Origin of the sequence: Brevibacterium sp. (genome assembly GCF_022712115.1) — a bacterium.
Taxonomy (GTDB): domain Bacteria; phylum Actinomycetota; class Actinomycetes; order Actinomycetales; family Brevibacteriaceae; genus Brevibacterium; species Brevibacterium salitolerans.
The window spans coordinates 1-15,000 of record NZ_JALAHB010000173.1 but is presented as its reverse complement, the minus strand read 5'-3'; the positions used below and the strand labels follow the sequence as shown (position 1 = coordinate 15,000).

The 15,000-nt window shown below is 70.9% G+C and carries 14 protein-coding genes; 9 read left to right on the top strand and 5 right to left on the bottom strand.

What is annotated here, in order from left to right; translation table 11 throughout:
* A partial coding sequence (locus Q0A33_RS09880) for a helix-turn-helix domain-containing protein (RefSeq protein ID WP_291795696.1) occupies nucleotides 1–223 on the top strand: 223 nt, incomplete at its 5' end.
* Nucleotides 224–326: 103 nt separating this feature from the next.
* Here the strand turns inward: Q0A33_RS09880 and Q0A33_RS09875 are convergent.
* Nucleotides 327–1,370 carry a proline racemase family protein gene (locus Q0A33_RS09875; protein WP_291795693.1) on the bottom strand — a complete coding sequence of 348 codons (1,044 nt, stop codon included), beginning with the start codon at nucleotides 1,368–1,370 and terminating at the stop codon, nucleotides 327–329.
* Nucleotides 1,371–1,583: 213 nt separating this feature from the next.
* Nucleotides 1,584–2,414: a hypothetical protein gene (locus tag Q0A33_RS09870; RefSeq protein WP_291795690.1), complete on the bottom strand. Its 831-nt coding sequence runs from the start codon at nucleotides 2,412–2,414 to the stop codon at nucleotides 1,584–1,586.
* 156 nt (nucleotides 2,415–2,570) lie between these two features.
* Between Q0A33_RS09870 and Q0A33_RS09865 the strand changes: the two genes are divergently transcribed.
* Both Q0A33_RS09865 and Q0A33_RS09860 read left to right on the top strand, forming a co-directional pair.
* A complete protein-coding gene (locus tag Q0A33_RS09865; protein WP_291795687.1) occupies nucleotides 2,571–3,116 on the top strand; it encodes a peptidylprolyl isomerase in 546 nt (181 codons plus the stop codon).
* Nucleotides 3,117–3,214: 98 nt separating this feature from the next.
* Nucleotides 3,215–3,958: a rhomboid family intramembrane serine protease gene (locus Q0A33_RS09860; protein ID WP_291795684.1), complete on the top strand. Its 744-nt coding sequence runs from the start codon at nucleotides 3,215–3,217 to the stop codon at nucleotides 3,956–3,958.
* 447 nt (nucleotides 3,959–4,405) lie between these two features.
* Here the strand turns inward: Q0A33_RS09860 and Q0A33_RS09855 are convergent, their stop codons facing one another.
* Both Q0A33_RS09855 and Q0A33_RS09850 read right to left on the bottom strand, forming a co-directional pair.
* Nucleotides 4,406–5,071: a hypothetical protein gene (locus tag Q0A33_RS09855; protein ID WP_291795681.1), complete on the bottom strand. Its 666-nt coding sequence runs from the start codon at nucleotides 5,069–5,071 to the stop codon at nucleotides 4,406–4,408.
* 36 nt (nucleotides 5,072–5,107) lie between these two features.
* Nucleotides 5,108–5,779, bottom strand: coding sequence for a cell division protein CrgA (locus Q0A33_RS09850; protein WP_291795678.1), 672 nt, complete (start codon nucleotides 5,777–5,779; stop codon nucleotides 5,108–5,110).
* Nucleotides 5,780–6,489: 710 nt separating this feature from the next.
* Here Q0A33_RS09850 and Q0A33_RS09845 point away from each other — a divergent pair.
* The 6 genes from Q0A33_RS09845 to Q0A33_RS09820 all read left to right on the top strand — a co-directional run bounded on the left by Q0A33_RS09845 (nucleotide 6,490) and on the right by Q0A33_RS09820 (nucleotide 12,398).
* On the top strand, nucleotides 6,490–7,437 hold the full coding sequence (locus tag Q0A33_RS09845) for a class E sortase (protein ID WP_291795674.1): 948 nt from the start codon (nucleotides 6,490–6,492) through the stop codon (nucleotides 7,435–7,437).
* Nucleotides 7,434–7,601: a hypothetical protein gene (locus Q0A33_RS09840; RefSeq protein ID WP_291795702.1), complete on the top strand. Its 168-nt coding sequence runs from the start codon at nucleotides 7,434–7,436 to the stop codon at nucleotides 7,599–7,601. The genes Q0A33_RS09845 and Q0A33_RS09840 overlap by 4 nt, the downstream gene beginning before the upstream one ends.
* 26 nt (nucleotides 7,602–7,627) lie before the next feature.
* Nucleotides 7,628–8,302 carry an aminodeoxychorismate/anthranilate synthase component II gene (locus Q0A33_RS09835; RefSeq protein WP_291795699.1) on the top strand — a complete coding sequence of 225 codons (675 nt, stop codon included), beginning with the start codon at nucleotides 7,628–7,630 and terminating at the stop codon, nucleotides 8,300–8,302.
* Between the two features lie 221 nt (nucleotides 8,303–8,523).
* A complete protein-coding gene (locus Q0A33_RS09830) occupies nucleotides 8,524–9,819 on the top strand; it encodes an acyl-CoA dehydrogenase family protein (RefSeq protein ID WP_291795671.1) in 1,296 nt (431 codons plus the stop codon).
* A gap of 147 nt (nucleotides 9,820–9,966) precedes the next feature.
* Nucleotides 9,967–11,367: a phosphotransferase family protein gene (locus Q0A33_RS09825; RefSeq protein ID WP_291795669.1), complete on the top strand. Its 1,401-nt coding sequence runs from the start codon at nucleotides 9,967–9,969 to the stop codon at nucleotides 11,365–11,367.
* 47 nt (nucleotides 11,368–11,414) lie between these two features.
* Nucleotides 11,415–12,398, top strand: coding sequence for an enoyl-CoA hydratase-related protein (locus Q0A33_RS09820; RefSeq protein ID WP_291795664.1), 984 nt, complete (start codon nucleotides 11,415–11,417; stop codon nucleotides 12,396–12,398).
* Nucleotides 12,399–12,579: 181 nt separating this feature from the next.
* On the opposite strand, the gene pknB is transcribed toward Q0A33_RS09820, so the two are convergent.
* Nucleotides 12,580–14,553, bottom strand: a complete 1,974-nt coding sequence (gene pknB / locus Q0A33_RS09815) for a Stk1 family PASTA domain-containing Ser/Thr kinase (RefSeq protein WP_291795661.1) — start codon at nucleotides 14,551–14,553, stop codon at nucleotides 12,580–12,582.
* Between the last annotated feature and the right edge of the window lie 447 nt (nucleotides 14,554–15,000).

Here is a 15,000-nt window from a genome sequence, read left to right as displayed (position 1 = left end):
GGGGGAGGGCGGCGATCCCGAGGCGCTGCGGTTCCTCGAGGTGCTGCTGCAGGAGGGCGGGAACAAGACCGCGGTCGCCGAGGCCCTGCATCTGAGCCGCCCGGCGGTCTACGCCCGCGTCCGCCGTCTGGAGGAGCGGCTGGGCGTCTCGCTCGAGGATGCGGAGTCACGCACCTCGCTGCACGCCGCGCTCATCTGGCTGCGCACGGAGGAGCTCGGGTGAGGGCCGGGGTGCGCATTCCCACCAGAGCTTCCTCCAGTGGCAGTTCGGCGCACTCTGTGCACGTGCTCCGGCCCACCTCCGGGCTTCGCCGGAGCGTCACCGCTCAGCGCAGGACGAAGCCGGGGACCAGCTCGTCGCGCGGATCGACGACGAACGTGTGCTCCCCGGTGCGGTGGGCCGTGCCGGTCACCTGCGGAATGACCGCCTGGGAGGTGGGGATGCCCTCCACCAGCGTGCGTTCGAGCGCGACTGCGGTGAACGGCGAGCCGACGACGGACTCATGGTGCAGCTCCTGGCCGTCCCCCAGCTCTCCGGCCGAGGTCAGTGTCGCCACCCGCGCACAGGTCCCGGATCCGCAGGGCGAGCGGTCGAGCTCCCCGTCGGCGAAGACGGTGGCATTGCGCTGCCGGAGCGCGCGTGCGCCGGGCCCGGCCTCCGCCTCGGGCAGACGCTCGAAGACGATCGTGCCGTAGATCCCGCTGAGGCGGTCGTCGAAGGGGTGGCGGGCGAACTCCGTGTCAGCGAGGCGCCACTTGATCTCCCGTCCCAGCGCGATGATCTCCTCGACCGCGCCCGGTGTCACCGTCAGGCCGGCGGTCGCGGCGTCGAGCTGCGCGTAGATCGCACCGCCGAAGGCGATGTCCACCCGCAGCTCTCCTCGCGAGGTCCGCACGGGCACGTCGACGGCGAGGACGTAGCTGGGGACGTTGATGAAATCCACGCCGGTGACCTGCGCCTGCGCATCCGTGCGGACACGTGCCGTGACCCTGCCGGAGGGCACGTCGATGACGACGTCCGTCACCCCGCTGGGATCCGGTGCCACCAGGCCGCTCTCCACCGCCCAGGTGCCCAGTGCGATGGTGCCGTGGCCGCAGGCGGTGGAGAACCCGTCCTTGTGCCAGAACAGGACGCCGAGGTGGGCGCCCGCGTCGTTCGGCTCCACGACGAAGCCGCCGTACATGTCCGCATGCCCGCGCGGCTCGTGGCACAGGAGCCGCCGGACCCGCTCCACCTCCGCGGACGCCATCGCCCGGATCCGCTTCTCCGCTACGTCCGCGCCCTCGAGTGCGAACGGGAGCTCCGTGACGATGCGGAAGGGCTCGCCGCCCGTGTGGTAGTCGACGCTCCTGTAGGTCTCCCCGGCCATGGTCGCTTCCCTTCTGCACGGTCTTCCGATCCGGATCGCAGGGTCTCCTGATCCGTACGGCCTCCTTCGTCAGCGGGCTCGCCGTATCGGCACCGGGTATGCGGGAGGCGGGCCCGCCCTCCATGGGGACGGACCCGCCTCGGCTCACGCCTGCAGTGCGCTCACGCCTGCGACGGGCCCGCGGCGCGTGGACTCACGGCCGCGAGCAGGTGCTCACCTGTCCGTACCGGCGCCCTCGGTGCCCTCCGGATCCTCGTCGTCCTCGACGGCGGCCTCTTCCGGGGCGGGGACCTCGGAGGTCACCGAGGCCACCGGGCCCGCCTGTTCGGAGCGCGGCGTGGAGCCCACGGGGCGTGCATCCGCCGGGCGGTTGCCCTGCAGCGGGGTCGACCAGGGGTCCTCGACGGGCGCGAGACGGCGCACGGCGTAGAACACGATGCCGCCCAGACCGGCGAGTCCCAGGATGATCCAGAACCACTTGCCGCCGGACTTGCCGTTGCTGCTCGAGGTCCTGGCCTTCACGTCCTTGCCTGCCTTCTTCAGCGCCTTGCGTGCCTTCTTCACGGCCTTCTTGTCACCGGTGAGCCGGGTGACGGCGTCGTCGAAGCCCTTGGACGTCTCCGCGGCGGCCAGCAGGCCCGCGGCCTTGGAGACGGAGTCGCCTGCGCGCTCTGCGGCGGCGCGTGCACGGACCCTGGCCTCTGCGGTGCCGGACTCCAGTGCGGGAGCAACCTGCGTGCGGAAGCCCTCCTCGAGCTTGGACCGGCCCTCCGCGAAGCGCTCCCGGACCTCGTCCAGGGCACCCTCGACCTGCGGGCGGACGGACTCTGCGACCTGGGACAGACGTGCACTGGCATCGCGGAGGCGGGGGGCGGCCGCCTCGCTGGCCTCTCCCACCCATTCGTTGGCGCGCTCCAGATAGGGGCCGGAGGCCTCCAGCGCATGGGCAGAGCCTTCGCGCACCGCATCCCCCACGAGATGCAGCTTCTCGCCGACCTCGTCGATGAAGCCGGCGGACTGGGGCTTGGACCTCTTCTTGAACATGTCACCCTCCGAAGATCTCGGTTGTGTGCACCCGGGGCAGGCCCGGAGACTGCCGTGTCCCCCATCCTATGGGGTAGGCCGGGCGGACGCGGCACCCGTTCTGCTGAGTGTCCTCTGAACTGGGCGTGCGTCGGTGGGCCGTGGAACAATGAGGCCATGACCGTTTCAACTGGCAAGGCCATCCTGCACACCAACAAGGGCGACATCGTCGTCGAGCTCTTCGGGCACCACGCGCCCAAGACCGTCGCCAACTTCACCGGGCTCGCCAAGGGCGACCACACGGCGACGGACAACGAGTCCGGGAAGACCGTGACGATCACGGAGCCCTTCTACGACGGGGTGGGCTTCCACCGCATCATCAAGGACTTCATGATCCAGGGCGGCTGCCCCCAGGGCACCGGCACCGGCGGCCCCGGCTACGCCTTCGACGACGAGATCCACCCGGAGCTGCAGTTCGACCGCCCCTACCTGCTCGCCATGGCCAATGCTGGCAAGCGCGGCCCGCACGGCACCAACGGTTCGCAGTTCTTCATCTCCACCGTCCCCACGCCGTGGCTCAACGGCAAGCACACCATCTTCGGCGAGGTCGTGGACGAGGACTCCCGCAAGGTCGTCGACGAGATCGAGGCCGTGAAGACCGGTCCCATGGACCGTCCGGCAGAGCCCATCGTCATGGAGTCCGTGGAGATCGTCGAGGCGTGACCCTCCCTCCGCCTGACCCTCAGGGTCCTCAGGATCGTCGCGATCCTGAGGACCCTGCTGGTTCCGGGCGCTTCCCCGCGCCGGGAGCGCGGCGCACCGTGCGCCCCGGTCGCTGGGTCGGTGCCCGGACCACGCAGGCCATCGTCGTCGTGACGGTGGCCTGCTGGCTCGTGGGGCTCATCCCCGGCGTGCCGCTCGCCTCATGGCTGGGCTTCGCACCGGCGGTCTCCGTCTCCGAACCGTGGCGGGCACTCACCGTGGTGCTCGTGCACGACTCTCCCTCGCCTCTCCACCTGCTGTTCAACATGGTGGGCGTCCTCGTGTTCGGGAGCTTCCTGGAGCGCGCACTGGGCCCGTGGCGGTTTCTGGTCGTCTACGCGCTCTCCGCGCTGGGCGGCTCCGCCGCCGTCCTGCTGCTGGCCTCCCCTTTCGACCCTTCGTGGGTCACCCTTCACGTGGGAGCGTCCGGTGCGCTGTTCGGCCTGCTGGGCGTGGTGCTCACGCCCACACGCAGGCTGGACCGGAACCTGGGCGGCGCGCTCGCCTTCCTGGTGCTCAACCTCGTGTTCTCGTTCGTCACTCCCGGGGTCTCCTGGGAATCGCATCTGGGCGGCCTCGTCGTGGGCTTCGCCCTGGGGTGTGCGGCGCTGCTGCCGCGCCCGCGCAGGACCGCCGCGGCCGCCGCTCACGCGGATGCCGGGACGGATGGCCGTGTCCGCGGCGGAGCCGGTGCCCATGCCGGCGTCGCGAGTCTGTGGTTCTGGCCCGCCTCCCTGATCGTCGCGGGCACCCTCCTCCTCGCCTGCTGGCCGCATCTGCGTGCTGCCGCGATGCTCGGCTGACCTCTCCTCAGGCCTGCGAACCTCCGCCTGCCCTCCCGGCGGCGCGCCGCCGCAGACGTGCGGTGTCTCCTCCGCTCTCTCGCAATCGGAAAACGAGCTCTCCTGTCGATCCGATCACCTTCCGGACTGACTGTGGATGGTGCACCCCCGCCGTCCTCGCGCGGCGGAAATCCGGCGCGCCCGGCCGCGTGACAGGTTTTCCACAGATCTTTCTCCACAGGGTTATGCACAGCGGTGGATAAGACTACACATGTGTGTTTACGCAGGTGAGAGAGGTGTAACGATTGTCGTAGTGTGGGGTCTCACGCAGTATTCGCGGGTGTGTGTGGACGTGGGGAGGCGGGTTTCCACTGGCGTGCGGCTTTTGTGAACAGGTGGGCGGCCCGTAGGTGCTTGCGCGCCGCCCGCGGATGTGGCCATTCATCGCGGGGGAGGCCGGGCTGCGGCTCAGTCTGCGGCGCCGGTGAGCGGATCCGGGCGGCCGAGGAGCTTCTCCGCGAGTCCCAGGAAGAGCTGCGTGACGTAGCCGATCCCCACGGCGTAGGCGAGGGTCCCCAGGCCGAAGGTGCCGCCCAGCAGCCAGCCCACTGCGAGGACGAGGATCTCGATGCCCAGCCGCACCACCCAGACCGGCCGGCCGGTGACCTGCACCAGCCCGGTCATGAGGCCGTCACGGGGGCCGGGGCCGAAGTTGGGGATGATGTACAGCACCGTGGCGATGCCGTTGAGGACGATTCCCGCGACGAGAGCCGGAATCCGCAGCCAGAGGGATTCGAGGTCCGGCACCACCGCCATGGTGAGGTCCATGAAGACGCCCACGAGCAGGGCGTTCGAGATCGTGCCGAGGCCGGGGCGCTGGCGCATGGGGATCCACACGAGCAGCAGCAGGAAGGACACCGCGACCGCGATGGCGCCGATCGAGACGGGCCATCCGGCGTCCGCGAGCTGGAGCGCGACTCCTTCGTGCAGCACGTCCCAGGGGAAGTTGCCCAGGCGCGACTCGATGACGAGGCCGCCGGAGAAGCCGAAGAGGGCGAGACCGCCGTAGAGGGAGAGGAGCCGGAGCGGGAGGGGCCGGTCCGCGAGGAGCCGGAAGTTCGAGGGCCCCGCCATGTCAGGGCCGGGTGGACGATGGCATCGGGACGGAGGTCAGCGCCATCGGGTGGACATCATGAGGCCCACCACGAGGAAGGCGAAGCCCACGCCCAGGTTCCAGTTCCCCCAGGCGGCGACGGGGTACTGCGCGCCGGAGATGTAGAAGACGACGAGCCATGCCAGCCCCACCAGCAGGAGCGCGAGGAGGGTGGGCAGGAACCAGCGGCCGTTGGGCTTGATGGTCTGCGCGCCCGGCGTCGAGGTGTAGGCGGAGGTCTTGCGGGAGGAGGAGCGCGCCGCCTGGCGCTTCGCGGGGTTGCCGGACCGGGCGGCCTTCCTGCCGGTCTCCGCCCTGCCGGATTTCTTCCCCGATCCGGCCTCGGCGGCCTTCGCCTTGGTTCCGGAGCTCTTCGTCGCCGATGCGGCGCCCGCCTCGGTGTCCTCCTCGGAGGCCTGCGCGTGAGAACCGGTGGAGTCCGACGCGGGATCCGAATCCGCGGAGCCGGAATCGGACTCGCCGAGGGCGCCGGCGGTCGTGTCCGCGGCGTCCGTCCCAGCGGCGGCGCCCTCAGGGGTCTCCTCGGCGGAGGCGTCCTCTGCGCGGACGGCGGCCGCGGGTGTGCTCTCGTCGTCGGTGACGAGCTCGTCCTCACGAGGAGCGGACGACGGAGCGGCGGTGGTGCGCTGCGTCCGGCGGACCCGGTTGGTGCGGTTCGACTTGGCCACGTCTCTCCTTGGGCGGCGGGCCTTGCGGCCTTCCGCGCTGCTGGGCTGAAGCTGGTGAACGACGACAGTCTAGCGTCCGAGGGCGGTCGCACCGTCATCGTGCGGTGAGGGGCTCGTGCGAAGGCGGTGGGAATCCCGGCGGCCGGGCCCGCGGGAGGCCGGTCGCCCGCTTCCATGCCCAGCGTCTGTTCAGGCTGAGGCGACCTTCGCCGCGTGTGCGTGCGTTTATCATTGTGCGGAGTCAGCCGGTGCAGAGCCCGTGACGCCGGTCGCAGGAGACAGGCCGCCGCTTGGCGTGCACCGGAGGTGGATGAGTGGACCAGCCGATGTCCAGGCGCGAGCGCAGAGAGCGCGAGCGCGCTGAGGCGGCCGCGCGCGCCCAGGGGCTGCACCCTTCCGGACAGCCGCACCCTGACGGACAGCAGGGTCCTCAGGCTCCGGCGAGCCCTTCCGCGCCCCCTCCTCCGGCATGGCCGGGAGGCGCCGGGGGTTCAGGGGTGCCCGGAGCCGCCCCTGCGGGTTCAGGAGGTGCGGGACGTCCCGTCATCAGACGCGCCGCCCCCAGCGGTGCTGCGCCCGGTGCGCAGGGAGTGGGCTCGCCCCGTCCGGCCTCGCCTGCGGCGGATCCGCGGTTCACCGCCGGCCAGCCCACTCAGCAGATTCCCGTGCAGGCCCCGGCGCAGCAGACGTTCGGTCAGCGGGGACAGGGCATGCCCGTGCAGGACCCCGCCCAGACCGGAGGCGCGGGTCTCCGGACTGATGCGCAGTCCGTGTTCGCGGCCTCGGCGGAGGGCGCGACCGGGCCCACGGCGCACTCCGCGGCTGCGCAGGGCGGCTCCGGTGCGGGCGGAGCGGAACCTCCCCGCGGGCGCGCGGCCTCGGGCGGTCGCCCGCACCGCACTGATCGGAACCGCAAGAAGGAGTACCAGCCGCTGGGGCCTGTGCGCGCGACGGTGCGGACCTTCGGAGAGCTGTGCATCACCGCTGGGCTCGTGCTCATCCTCTTCGTCGTGTGGCAGCTGTGGTGGACGGACATCGCGGCCAACAAGGACAATGAGGTGCTCGCGGACCAGCTCATCACGGAGTGGCGCGACAATCCGGCCAACGAGCTCCCGGACGACCCGGACACCCCCGTCGTGGGGGAGCCGGTGGAGGAGAACTCGGCGTTCGGCATCATGTACGTGCCGAGGTTCGGCCAGGACTACTACCGCACCATCGCGGAGGGCGTGTCCCTGGAGCCCGTCCTCAACCGGATGGGCATGGGCCGCTACCCCACCTCCGCGATGCCGGGCGAGGTCGGGAACTTCTCGATGGCCGGGCACCGCGTCACCTACGGCAAGCCGCTCAACCAGATCCATCAGCTGCGGCCGGGCGACGAGATCGTCATCCAGACGGCGGAGGGCTTCTACACCTACACCTTCCGCAACTTCGAGATCGTCCTGCCGGACGCCACGGAGGTCCTCTCCGCGGTTCCGGCGATGCCGGAGTACAAGGGCAAGGACCGCATCATGACGCTCACCGCCTGCAACCCCATGTTCTCCGCGCGGGAGCGCTACGTGGCGTACTCGGAGCTCACGGACTGGCAGCCCGCGGCGGACGGGGCGCCGGAGTCCATCCGGGACTTCGACGCCTATGAGAAGGTCGGAGGCGATGCGTGATGTACGGACTCATCTGGCGACTGCTGCCCGGCCCCTGGTTCGTCAAGCTCATCCTGGCTCTCCTGCTGATCGCAGGCGCCGTGTACCTCCTCATGGAGTACGTGTTCCCGGAGATCGCACCGTACATGCCGTTCAACGACGCGACGGTCGAGGAGGGCGGATGACGACAGGCACGGAGAGGGCTGAGCCGATGGACGCAGAGGTGACGACGGACGGCCGCGCGGCGCGGATCCTCGTGATCGACAACTACGACAGCTTCGTCTACACGCTCGTGGGCTATCTGCGCGAGCTGGGGGCGGAGACGACGGTCATCCGCAACGACGCCGTCGACGCCGCACGGGCGTGTGCGCTGCTGGCCGAGCACGACGGCGTCCTGCTCTCACCCGGGCCGGGCGTGCCCGCGGAGTCCGGCGTCTGCCCGGAGCTCATCCGCGAGGCCGCGCGCACGTCCACGCCGCTGTTCGGCGTGTGTCTGGGCCATCAGGCGCTCGGCGAGGTGTTCGGCGCGACGGTGGGACACTCCCCGCAGCTCATGCACGGCAAGACCTCCGTCGTGGAGCACCACGGCACCAGCGTGTTCGCCGGCTGCCGCAATCCGCTCACCGCTACCCGCTACCACTCGCTCGCGATCGTGGACGAGACGATCGACGCGGACGTCTTCGAGGTGACCGCGCAGACGCCGGAGGGCATCGTCATGGGCATCCAGCACCGCACCGCCCCGCTGGCCGGTGTCCAGTTCCACCCCGAGTCCGTGCTCACGGAGGACGGCTACCTCATGGTGGGCAACTTCCTCGCCGCCGCGGGCATGCCGCAGGCCGTGGAGGCCGCCCGAGGCCGCACGCCGCTGGTCTCCGCCGGCAGCTGAGGAGACCCGGCGGCAGCCGCGCGACGTGAGGGCTCGCCGGCGCCCCCGCACTCCCTTGCAGTCCTGTGGGCGAGCGGGTAGCGTCGCAGCCACCACCGCTGATCGATCGATCATTCTCCTGCGCTCGTGGCGCGGGTGCCATGCGTACGCACGTCGATGAGCCGGTCAGTGTTCGACAGCCACTGCACCTGGGCGAAGGGGCCCCACCAGAGAGGCGCATCATGGATTTCCGCATACCCGCCGGCCTGCAGAGCTACCTCCGTGAGCTCGATGCGTTCATCGAGGAGGAGATCCGTCCGCTGGAGAGGCAGGACGACAACGCCCGCTTCTTCGACCACCGCCGCGAGTTCGCCCGGACGGACTGGGATCGCGGCGGGATCCCCTCCGCGGAGTGGGAGGCGCTGCTGGCGGAGGCGCGCCGGAGGGCGGACCGGGCGGGCCACTACCGGGCGCAGCTGCCGGCGCACCTGGGCGGGCGCGGCCTGGGCAATCTGGAGATGGCCGTCATCCGCGATCACTTCGCCTCCCAGGGGCTGGGTCTGCACTGCGATCTGCAGAACGAGCACTGCATCGTGGGCAACAACGTGGGCCTCATGCTGCTGACCAACTACGGCTCCGAGGCGCAGATCGCGCAGTGGAAGGAGAAGGTGGCCTCCGGGGACGCGCACTTCTCCTTCGCGGTCACGGAACCGGACCACGGCTCGGACGCCACCTACATGGAGACCACCGCCACCCGGACGGAGGGCGGCTGGCTGCTCAACGGGGAGAAGATGTGGAACACCGGCGTGCACATCGCGGAGCGCGACATCGTCTTCGCCCGCACGCACGGTGAACCCGGCAGCGCGGAGGGCATCACGGCGTTCCTGGTCCCCATGGACGCGCCCGGAGTGGAGGTGCTCGAGTACACCTGGACCTTCAACATGCCCTCCGATCACGCGCACGTCCGCTTCACGGACGTGCGCGTGCCGGAAGCGGACCTGTTCGGCGAGTACGGACGCGGCCTGCAGATCGTCCAGCACTTCTTCAACGAGAACCGCATCCGGCAGGCGGCTTCCAGCCTCGGTGCGGCACAGTACTGCATCGACGAGTCCGTCCGGTACGCGAAGGAGCGCAAGCCCTTCGGCGAGCCGCTGGCGACGAATCAGGGGGTGCAGTTCCCCCTCGTGGATCTGCAGGCGCGGGCGGCCATGCTGCGGGCGTTCGTGCGGGAGACCGCGTGGCTCATGGATGAGGACGGCGCCTTCACCGTCTCTGACCGGATCTCGATGGCCAACTACCAGGGCAACCGTCTGGCGTGCGACGCCGCGGACCAGGCCATGCAGGTGCACGGCGGCCTGGGCTACTCCCGGAAGAAGCCGTTCGAGCACATCTACCGCCATCACCGGCGCTACCGGATCACAGAGGGTGCGGACGAGATCCAGATGCGGCGCATCGCGGGCTACATGTTCGGCTTCATGAGTCAGCGCACGCCCAAGGGCGTGACCACGGACGCGTACGTCACGCAGCAGGAGGCCTGATGGGCGTGCGCCTCCCGCTCATGGGCACGGCCGCCGGACCGAGGCCGGGGCTGGGGCTGCAGCTGGGGCCCGGATCCGGGCGGGGCGCGGGGCCTGGATCCGGGCCGGGACATCCGGGACTGGAGCCGGCACGATTGAGGGAAGCCCGTGGATGAGGACCTCCGGGCCGGGATCGAACGCAGACTGGCCGCACTGGGCTGCGCGTCGCCCGCCGTCACCGAACTGACGCTGCTCACCGGCGGCGCGAGCCGGCAGATGTGGCGGGTGCGCACAGCGGACCGGGGCGCGTGGTCGGTGTTCGTCCTCCGCCGGGACCATCCGAGCGATCCGGATCCTGCGGGCAATGAGCGTGAAGCCGCCGTCCTCACAGCGGCTCATGCTGCGGGCGTCCTCTGTCCGGCCGTGCTGGACAGTTCCGCGGACCCCGCGGTGCTCGGCACGCCCTTCCTCATGCTCGCCTTCGTGGAGGGAGAGACGATCGCCCGGCGGATCCTGCGCGACGACCGCTTCGCGGCGGCGCGGGCGTTTCTCCCCGCCCAGCTGGGCGAGGCGGCCGCACGGATCGCCGGTGTCGAGCCGGACGGTCTGGGGCTGACAGGCCTCGACGATCCCATCGGCACGCTGCTCACGGACTACGGCCGGCTGGGACTGCAGCGACCCGCCCTTCTCCTGGGGCTGCGCGAGCTGCAGCGGAGCACCCCTCCTCCTGCCCCGCGCCGCACCCTGGTGCACGGGGACTTCCGCCTCGGCAACCTCATGGTGGACGAGGGCGGCCTCGTCGCGGTCCTCGACTGGGAGATGGCGCACACGGGTGATCCCTTCGAGGACCTGGGCTACCTGTGCATGCGCGCCTGGCGGTTCGGCGGGGCCGGGCGCGTGGCGGGCATGGGCGATGTCGAGGAGCTCCTCGACGCCTATGAGGCCGCAGGCGGGCCCCGGCCCACCGCGGAGCAGCTGCTCTGGTGGGAGGCGCGCGCCACCGCCTGGTGGGGAGTGGGCTGCCTCCGGCAGATGCAGCGCTCCGTGCCCGGTCACGACAACGAGCTCGAGCTGCTGGCGATCGGCAGGCGCGCGGCCGAGCAGGAGTACGACCTCCTCGACCTCCTCTACCCCTCCGTCGTGCCCCTGCCCGTCGGGGAACGGGAGGGTATCCCCGCACAGGTCCCCGTGCCCGAGGCCGGGTCCGCCCCCGGCCTCTTCTCCCAGCCCTCGGCGGACCGGCTTCTCGCGGGACTGGAGAGCTATCTCGCCGCGGATCTGGTCGCCGGCGAGGGCGCGCCCAACCGCTTCAAGGCCCGTGTGGCGAAGAACGTCGTGGCCCTCCTGCGCCGCGAACGCCGCCTGGGACCTGCCGCGGAGCGGTGGTATGCCGCGCAGCTGCATGCGCTGGGCGTCTCCGGTGAGGAGGAGCTGGCCGAGCGCATCCGCGCCCTGCCGGACACCGCGGCGGAGAATGCGGAGGTGCGGGGGATCGTGGCGGTGCTGAAGACGGCGTCCCGCCTGCGCCTCGCAGTGTCCAATCCGGGGTACGGCCCGGACATATGCTGACAGAGCAGTTCCCGCAATGATGCGCTGACGAAGGAGAGACGGACCCCATGGCAGAACCAGTCCTGCAGACCCTGAGGTACGAGGTGGAGGGCCGCGTGGCCGTCATCACCCTCGACAGCCCCACGAACAACAACGGCTTCACTCCCCGGATGTCCGAGGAGCTCATCGCCACTGCGCGTCGTGCCGATTCCGACGATGCCGTGCGCGTCGTGGTGCTCACCGGCACCGGTCGCTTCTTCTGCCCCGGCGCGGACCTCTCCGCGGGTTCGGACACCTTCGACCTGGAGGCCCGGGGCGATGCGACACCGGCCGGCGGCGCGGACGGCGAGGCCGCAGGGGTCACGGCCGGGGAGCGTGCGGACGGTGAGACGATCGACGGCATCCACCGGGACCGCGGCGGCCGTGTGGCGCTGACCTTCGCGAGCATGCGCAAACCCATCATCACGGCCTTCAACGGCGCGGCCGTGGGCGTGGGGGCCACCATGTCCCTGCCCACGGACATCCGGATCGCCAGCGAGGAGGCGAAGTTCGGGTTCGTGTTCGCGCGCCGGGGCATCGCGCCCGAGGCCGCCTCCAGCTGGTTCCTGCCCCGGATCGTGGGCATCTCGCAGGCCCTCGACTGGATCTACACCGGCCGCGTCTTCTCCGCACAGGAGGCGCTGGAGAAGGGCCTGGTCTCCCGGGTGGTCCCGGCCGCCGAGCTGAGGGACACGGCCGTGGGCCTTGCACAGGAGATCGCCGAGGGGACCTCGGCAGTGTCCCTGGGGGTGAGCCGCCAGCTGCTGTGGTCGATGCTCACGGCACCCTCGCCCTGGGAGGCGCACCGGCTCGATTCCCGTGCGATCTACGAGCTGGGCCGCGGCGCGGACGCGGCGGAGGGAGTCACCTCCTTCCTGGAGAAGCGCCCGCCGCAGTTCGACCTCACGGTTCCGGCCGACTATCCCGACTGGATGCCGCGCTTCCCGGAGCAGAGCGGGGGAGCGCGGAGCGGCGGAGAGCAGAACGGCCCCTCTGCGGGAGCCGAGCGGTGAGGAGCCGGGACCTCCGCGGCTGAGCCCCGGCCCGATCGTCTGCGCGAATGGCCCCCGCCCTCCTCGGGAAGGAGGGCGGGGGCCGTGTCAGCGGCACAGTGGGCGCTCGGCGCCGTTCGCGCTCGGCATCTGCGGTTCCCGGCGCGGGGACGGGCACCTCAGCTCAGCGCGCCTGCCGGTTCTAGCGCAGGGCGCTCGCGGAGCTGTCCCACAGGCGTGAGGCGAACTCCCGCAGACCGCCGAATGCATCGGCGCTGTCACGGAACCCGTTGCCCCGGCCGTTGCCGTTCCCGTGGCCGTTTCCGTTGCCGAAACCGGGGCCGGTGCCCTGGTTGTCCGCGTCGTCCTCGTCGTCCGGGCTGGGGTTGGGCGGGTTCACGGTGAACGGCGGGTCGAAGGTGGGCTCCTGCGTGGGCTCCTCCTCGGCGACCTTGATGGTGACGCTCGAGTGCTGGTCCACCTTGGTGCCCGCCGGCGCGTTCTGCTCGAACACCTCACCGGCCGTCTCGTCATTGGTCTCGACTTTCTCCACACTGCAGGAGAGCTGGTAGTCGTCGCTCTCCAGGCGCGAGCAGGCGTCGGCCTCGGAGAGGCCGGTGACGTCCGGGACCTCCACGCGGCCGGAGGAGAGCACGAGGTCCACGTTCGAGCCCTTCGGCACGCTTGTGCCGGCCTCGGGCTTGGTCTCCATGACCTGGCCCCCGGGGATGTCCGGCGAGTCCTGTTCGATGTTGGATCCGGCCGTCAGGCCGGCGTCGCCCAGCGTCTGCCGGGCCAGCGACTCCGTGTCCCCCTCGACGTCCGGCACCTCGATGGAATCCGGGCCGGTGGAGACGATCATCGTGACGTCGGAGCCCTCCTCCACCTGTGTGCCCGCCGCCGGGTCCGTGGAGACGACATTGCCCTCGTCGATCTCGTCGTCCGGCTGTTCGTCCCGGGTCACGTGAAGGCCCAGGCCCTCCAGCTGCGCCTCGGCCTCGTTGGCCTCCATGTCCGTGACGTCCGCGAGTTCGAAGGTGACGATCTCCGGTTCCCGGTTCATGGCATAGATCCACAGGCCCAGGCCCGCGAGGACGATCGCCAGGAGGGCGGAGCCCACCCAGATCCAGGTCTTGGACTTCTTCCTGTCCTCGTCCTGGCCCTCCTCGATCTGACCCAGCATCTCCGTGTGGGGGCCCGGTGCCGCCGCCATCGCCCCGGTGGGAGGCGGGGCCGCGGGGAAGGCCACGGTGGGCTCCGCGGAGGTCCAGGGGGCCGCGCCCATCACCTGCGTCGCCGCAGCGTCCCCGTCGAGGGTGAGCGGGCGGCCGTCGCGGGCGGCCAGCGCGTCCTCGCGGAAGGTGTGGGCGTCCTGATAGCGCTCGTCGCGGTCCTTCGTGAGGGCGTGCAGGACGACGCGGTCCACGTCGCGGGGCAGGCCGGGCACCAGGGAGGACGGGGGAGCAGGCTGTTCGCCCACGTGCTGGTAGGCCACCGCGAGCTGCGACTCGCCCACGAACGGCGGGCGTCCGGTGAGCAGCTCGTAGAGCAGGCACGCGGTCGAGTAGAGGTCGGAGCGTGCGTCGACGACCTCGCCGCGCGCCTGCTCCGGGGAGAGGTACTGCGCCGTGCCCACCACGGACTGCGTCTGGGTGAGCGAGCCGGTGTCCTCCAGCGCGCGGGCGATCCCGAAGTCCATGACCTTGATGTCGCCCTCGGGCGTGAGCATGACGTTGGCGGGCTTGATGTCGCGGTGGACGATCCCGTGCCGGTGGCTGTACTCCAGCGGGGCCAGGACGCCCGCGGCCACGTCGAGGGCCTCGGTGACGCTCAGCGGACCGTGCTCGCCCAGGACCTGCCGCAGCGTCTGCCCCTCCACGTACTCCATGACGATGAAGGGGACGGTGATCTCGCTGCCGCCGGTCTCCGTGTACTTCTCCTCGCCGGAGTCGTAGACGGCGACGATGCCCGGATGGTTGAGGGACGCCGCGGACTTCGCCTCCCGCTCGAGGCGGATGTGGAAGCTGGGGTCCCGTGCGAGGTCCGAACGGAGCAGCTTGATCGCCACTCGGCGCCCCAGGCGCGTGTCGACGCCCTCGTGGACCTCGGCCATCCCACCCCGGCCTATGAGGCGTCGCACCTCATAGCGGTTGGACAGCATGCGGATGTCACTCATCGGGGACCTCCCAGAGCGGCGGTGTGCCGCTCGTGTGTGCAGAATGCGTATGAAAATCGAAAGTGTGGTCGAGGCGGCGGCGCAGGCCGGGCCGCTGTGGGCCGGGCGCGCCGAGGCCGGGGCGGGTGGGGCGCATCATCACTCGCCCCCGCTGCCGAGGTCGGGGTCTTGTTCGCTGCCGGTGTCGTCTTCTGAATCACCGTTACCGTTACCGTTGCCCTCTTGCCCACCGTTGTCGGGGGCGCTGGGTTCCGGATCAGGCTGCGTGTTCCCGTTGTCGGACCCCCCGCCGCCGTTCCCGGAGCCGCCTCCGTTGTTCCCGGAGCCTGAGCCTGAGCCGCTTCCGGAGCCGCTTCCTGAACCGCTGCCGGAGCCCGAACCGGACCCCGAACCGGACCCCGAGCCGGAGTCACCGCTGCCGGATCCCGAGCCCCCGTCCTGTGCGGG

Coding starts and splice junctions, on each gene's coding strand:
- Q0A33_RS09830 (WP_291795671.1), top strand. CDS start 8,524: ATGGATTTCCGCATACCCGCCGGCCTGCAGAGCTACCTCCGTGAGCTC.
- Q0A33_RS09820 (WP_291795664.1), top strand. CDS start 11,415: ATGGCAGAACCAGTCCTGCAGACCCTGAGGTACGAGGTGGAGGGCCGC.
- Q0A33_RS09875 (WP_291795693.1), bottom strand. CDS start 1,370: ATGGCCGGGGAGACCTACAGGAGCGTCGACTACCACACGGGCGGCGAG.
- Q0A33_RS09865 (WP_291795687.1), top strand. CDS start 2,571: ATGACCGTTTCAACTGGCAAGGCCATCCTGCACACCAACAAGGGCGAC.
- Q0A33_RS09870 (WP_291795690.1), bottom strand. CDS start 2,414: ATGTTCAAGAAGAGGTCCAAGCCCCAGTCCGCCGGCTTCATCGACGAG.
- Q0A33_RS09855 (WP_291795681.1), bottom strand. CDS start 5,071: ATGGCGGGGCCCTCGAACTTCCGGCTCCTCGCGGACCGGCCCCTCCCG.
- Q0A33_RS09845 (WP_291795674.1), top strand. CDS start 6,490: ATGCCCGTGCAGGACCCCGCCCAGACCGGAGGCGCGGGTCTCCGGACT.
- pknB (WP_291795661.1), bottom strand. CDS start 14,553: ATGAGTGACATCCGCATGCTGTCCAACCGCTATGAGGTGCGACGCCTC.
- Q0A33_RS09835 (WP_291795699.1), top strand. CDS start 7,628: ATGGACGCAGAGGTGACGACGGACGGCCGCGCGGCGCGGATCCTCGTG.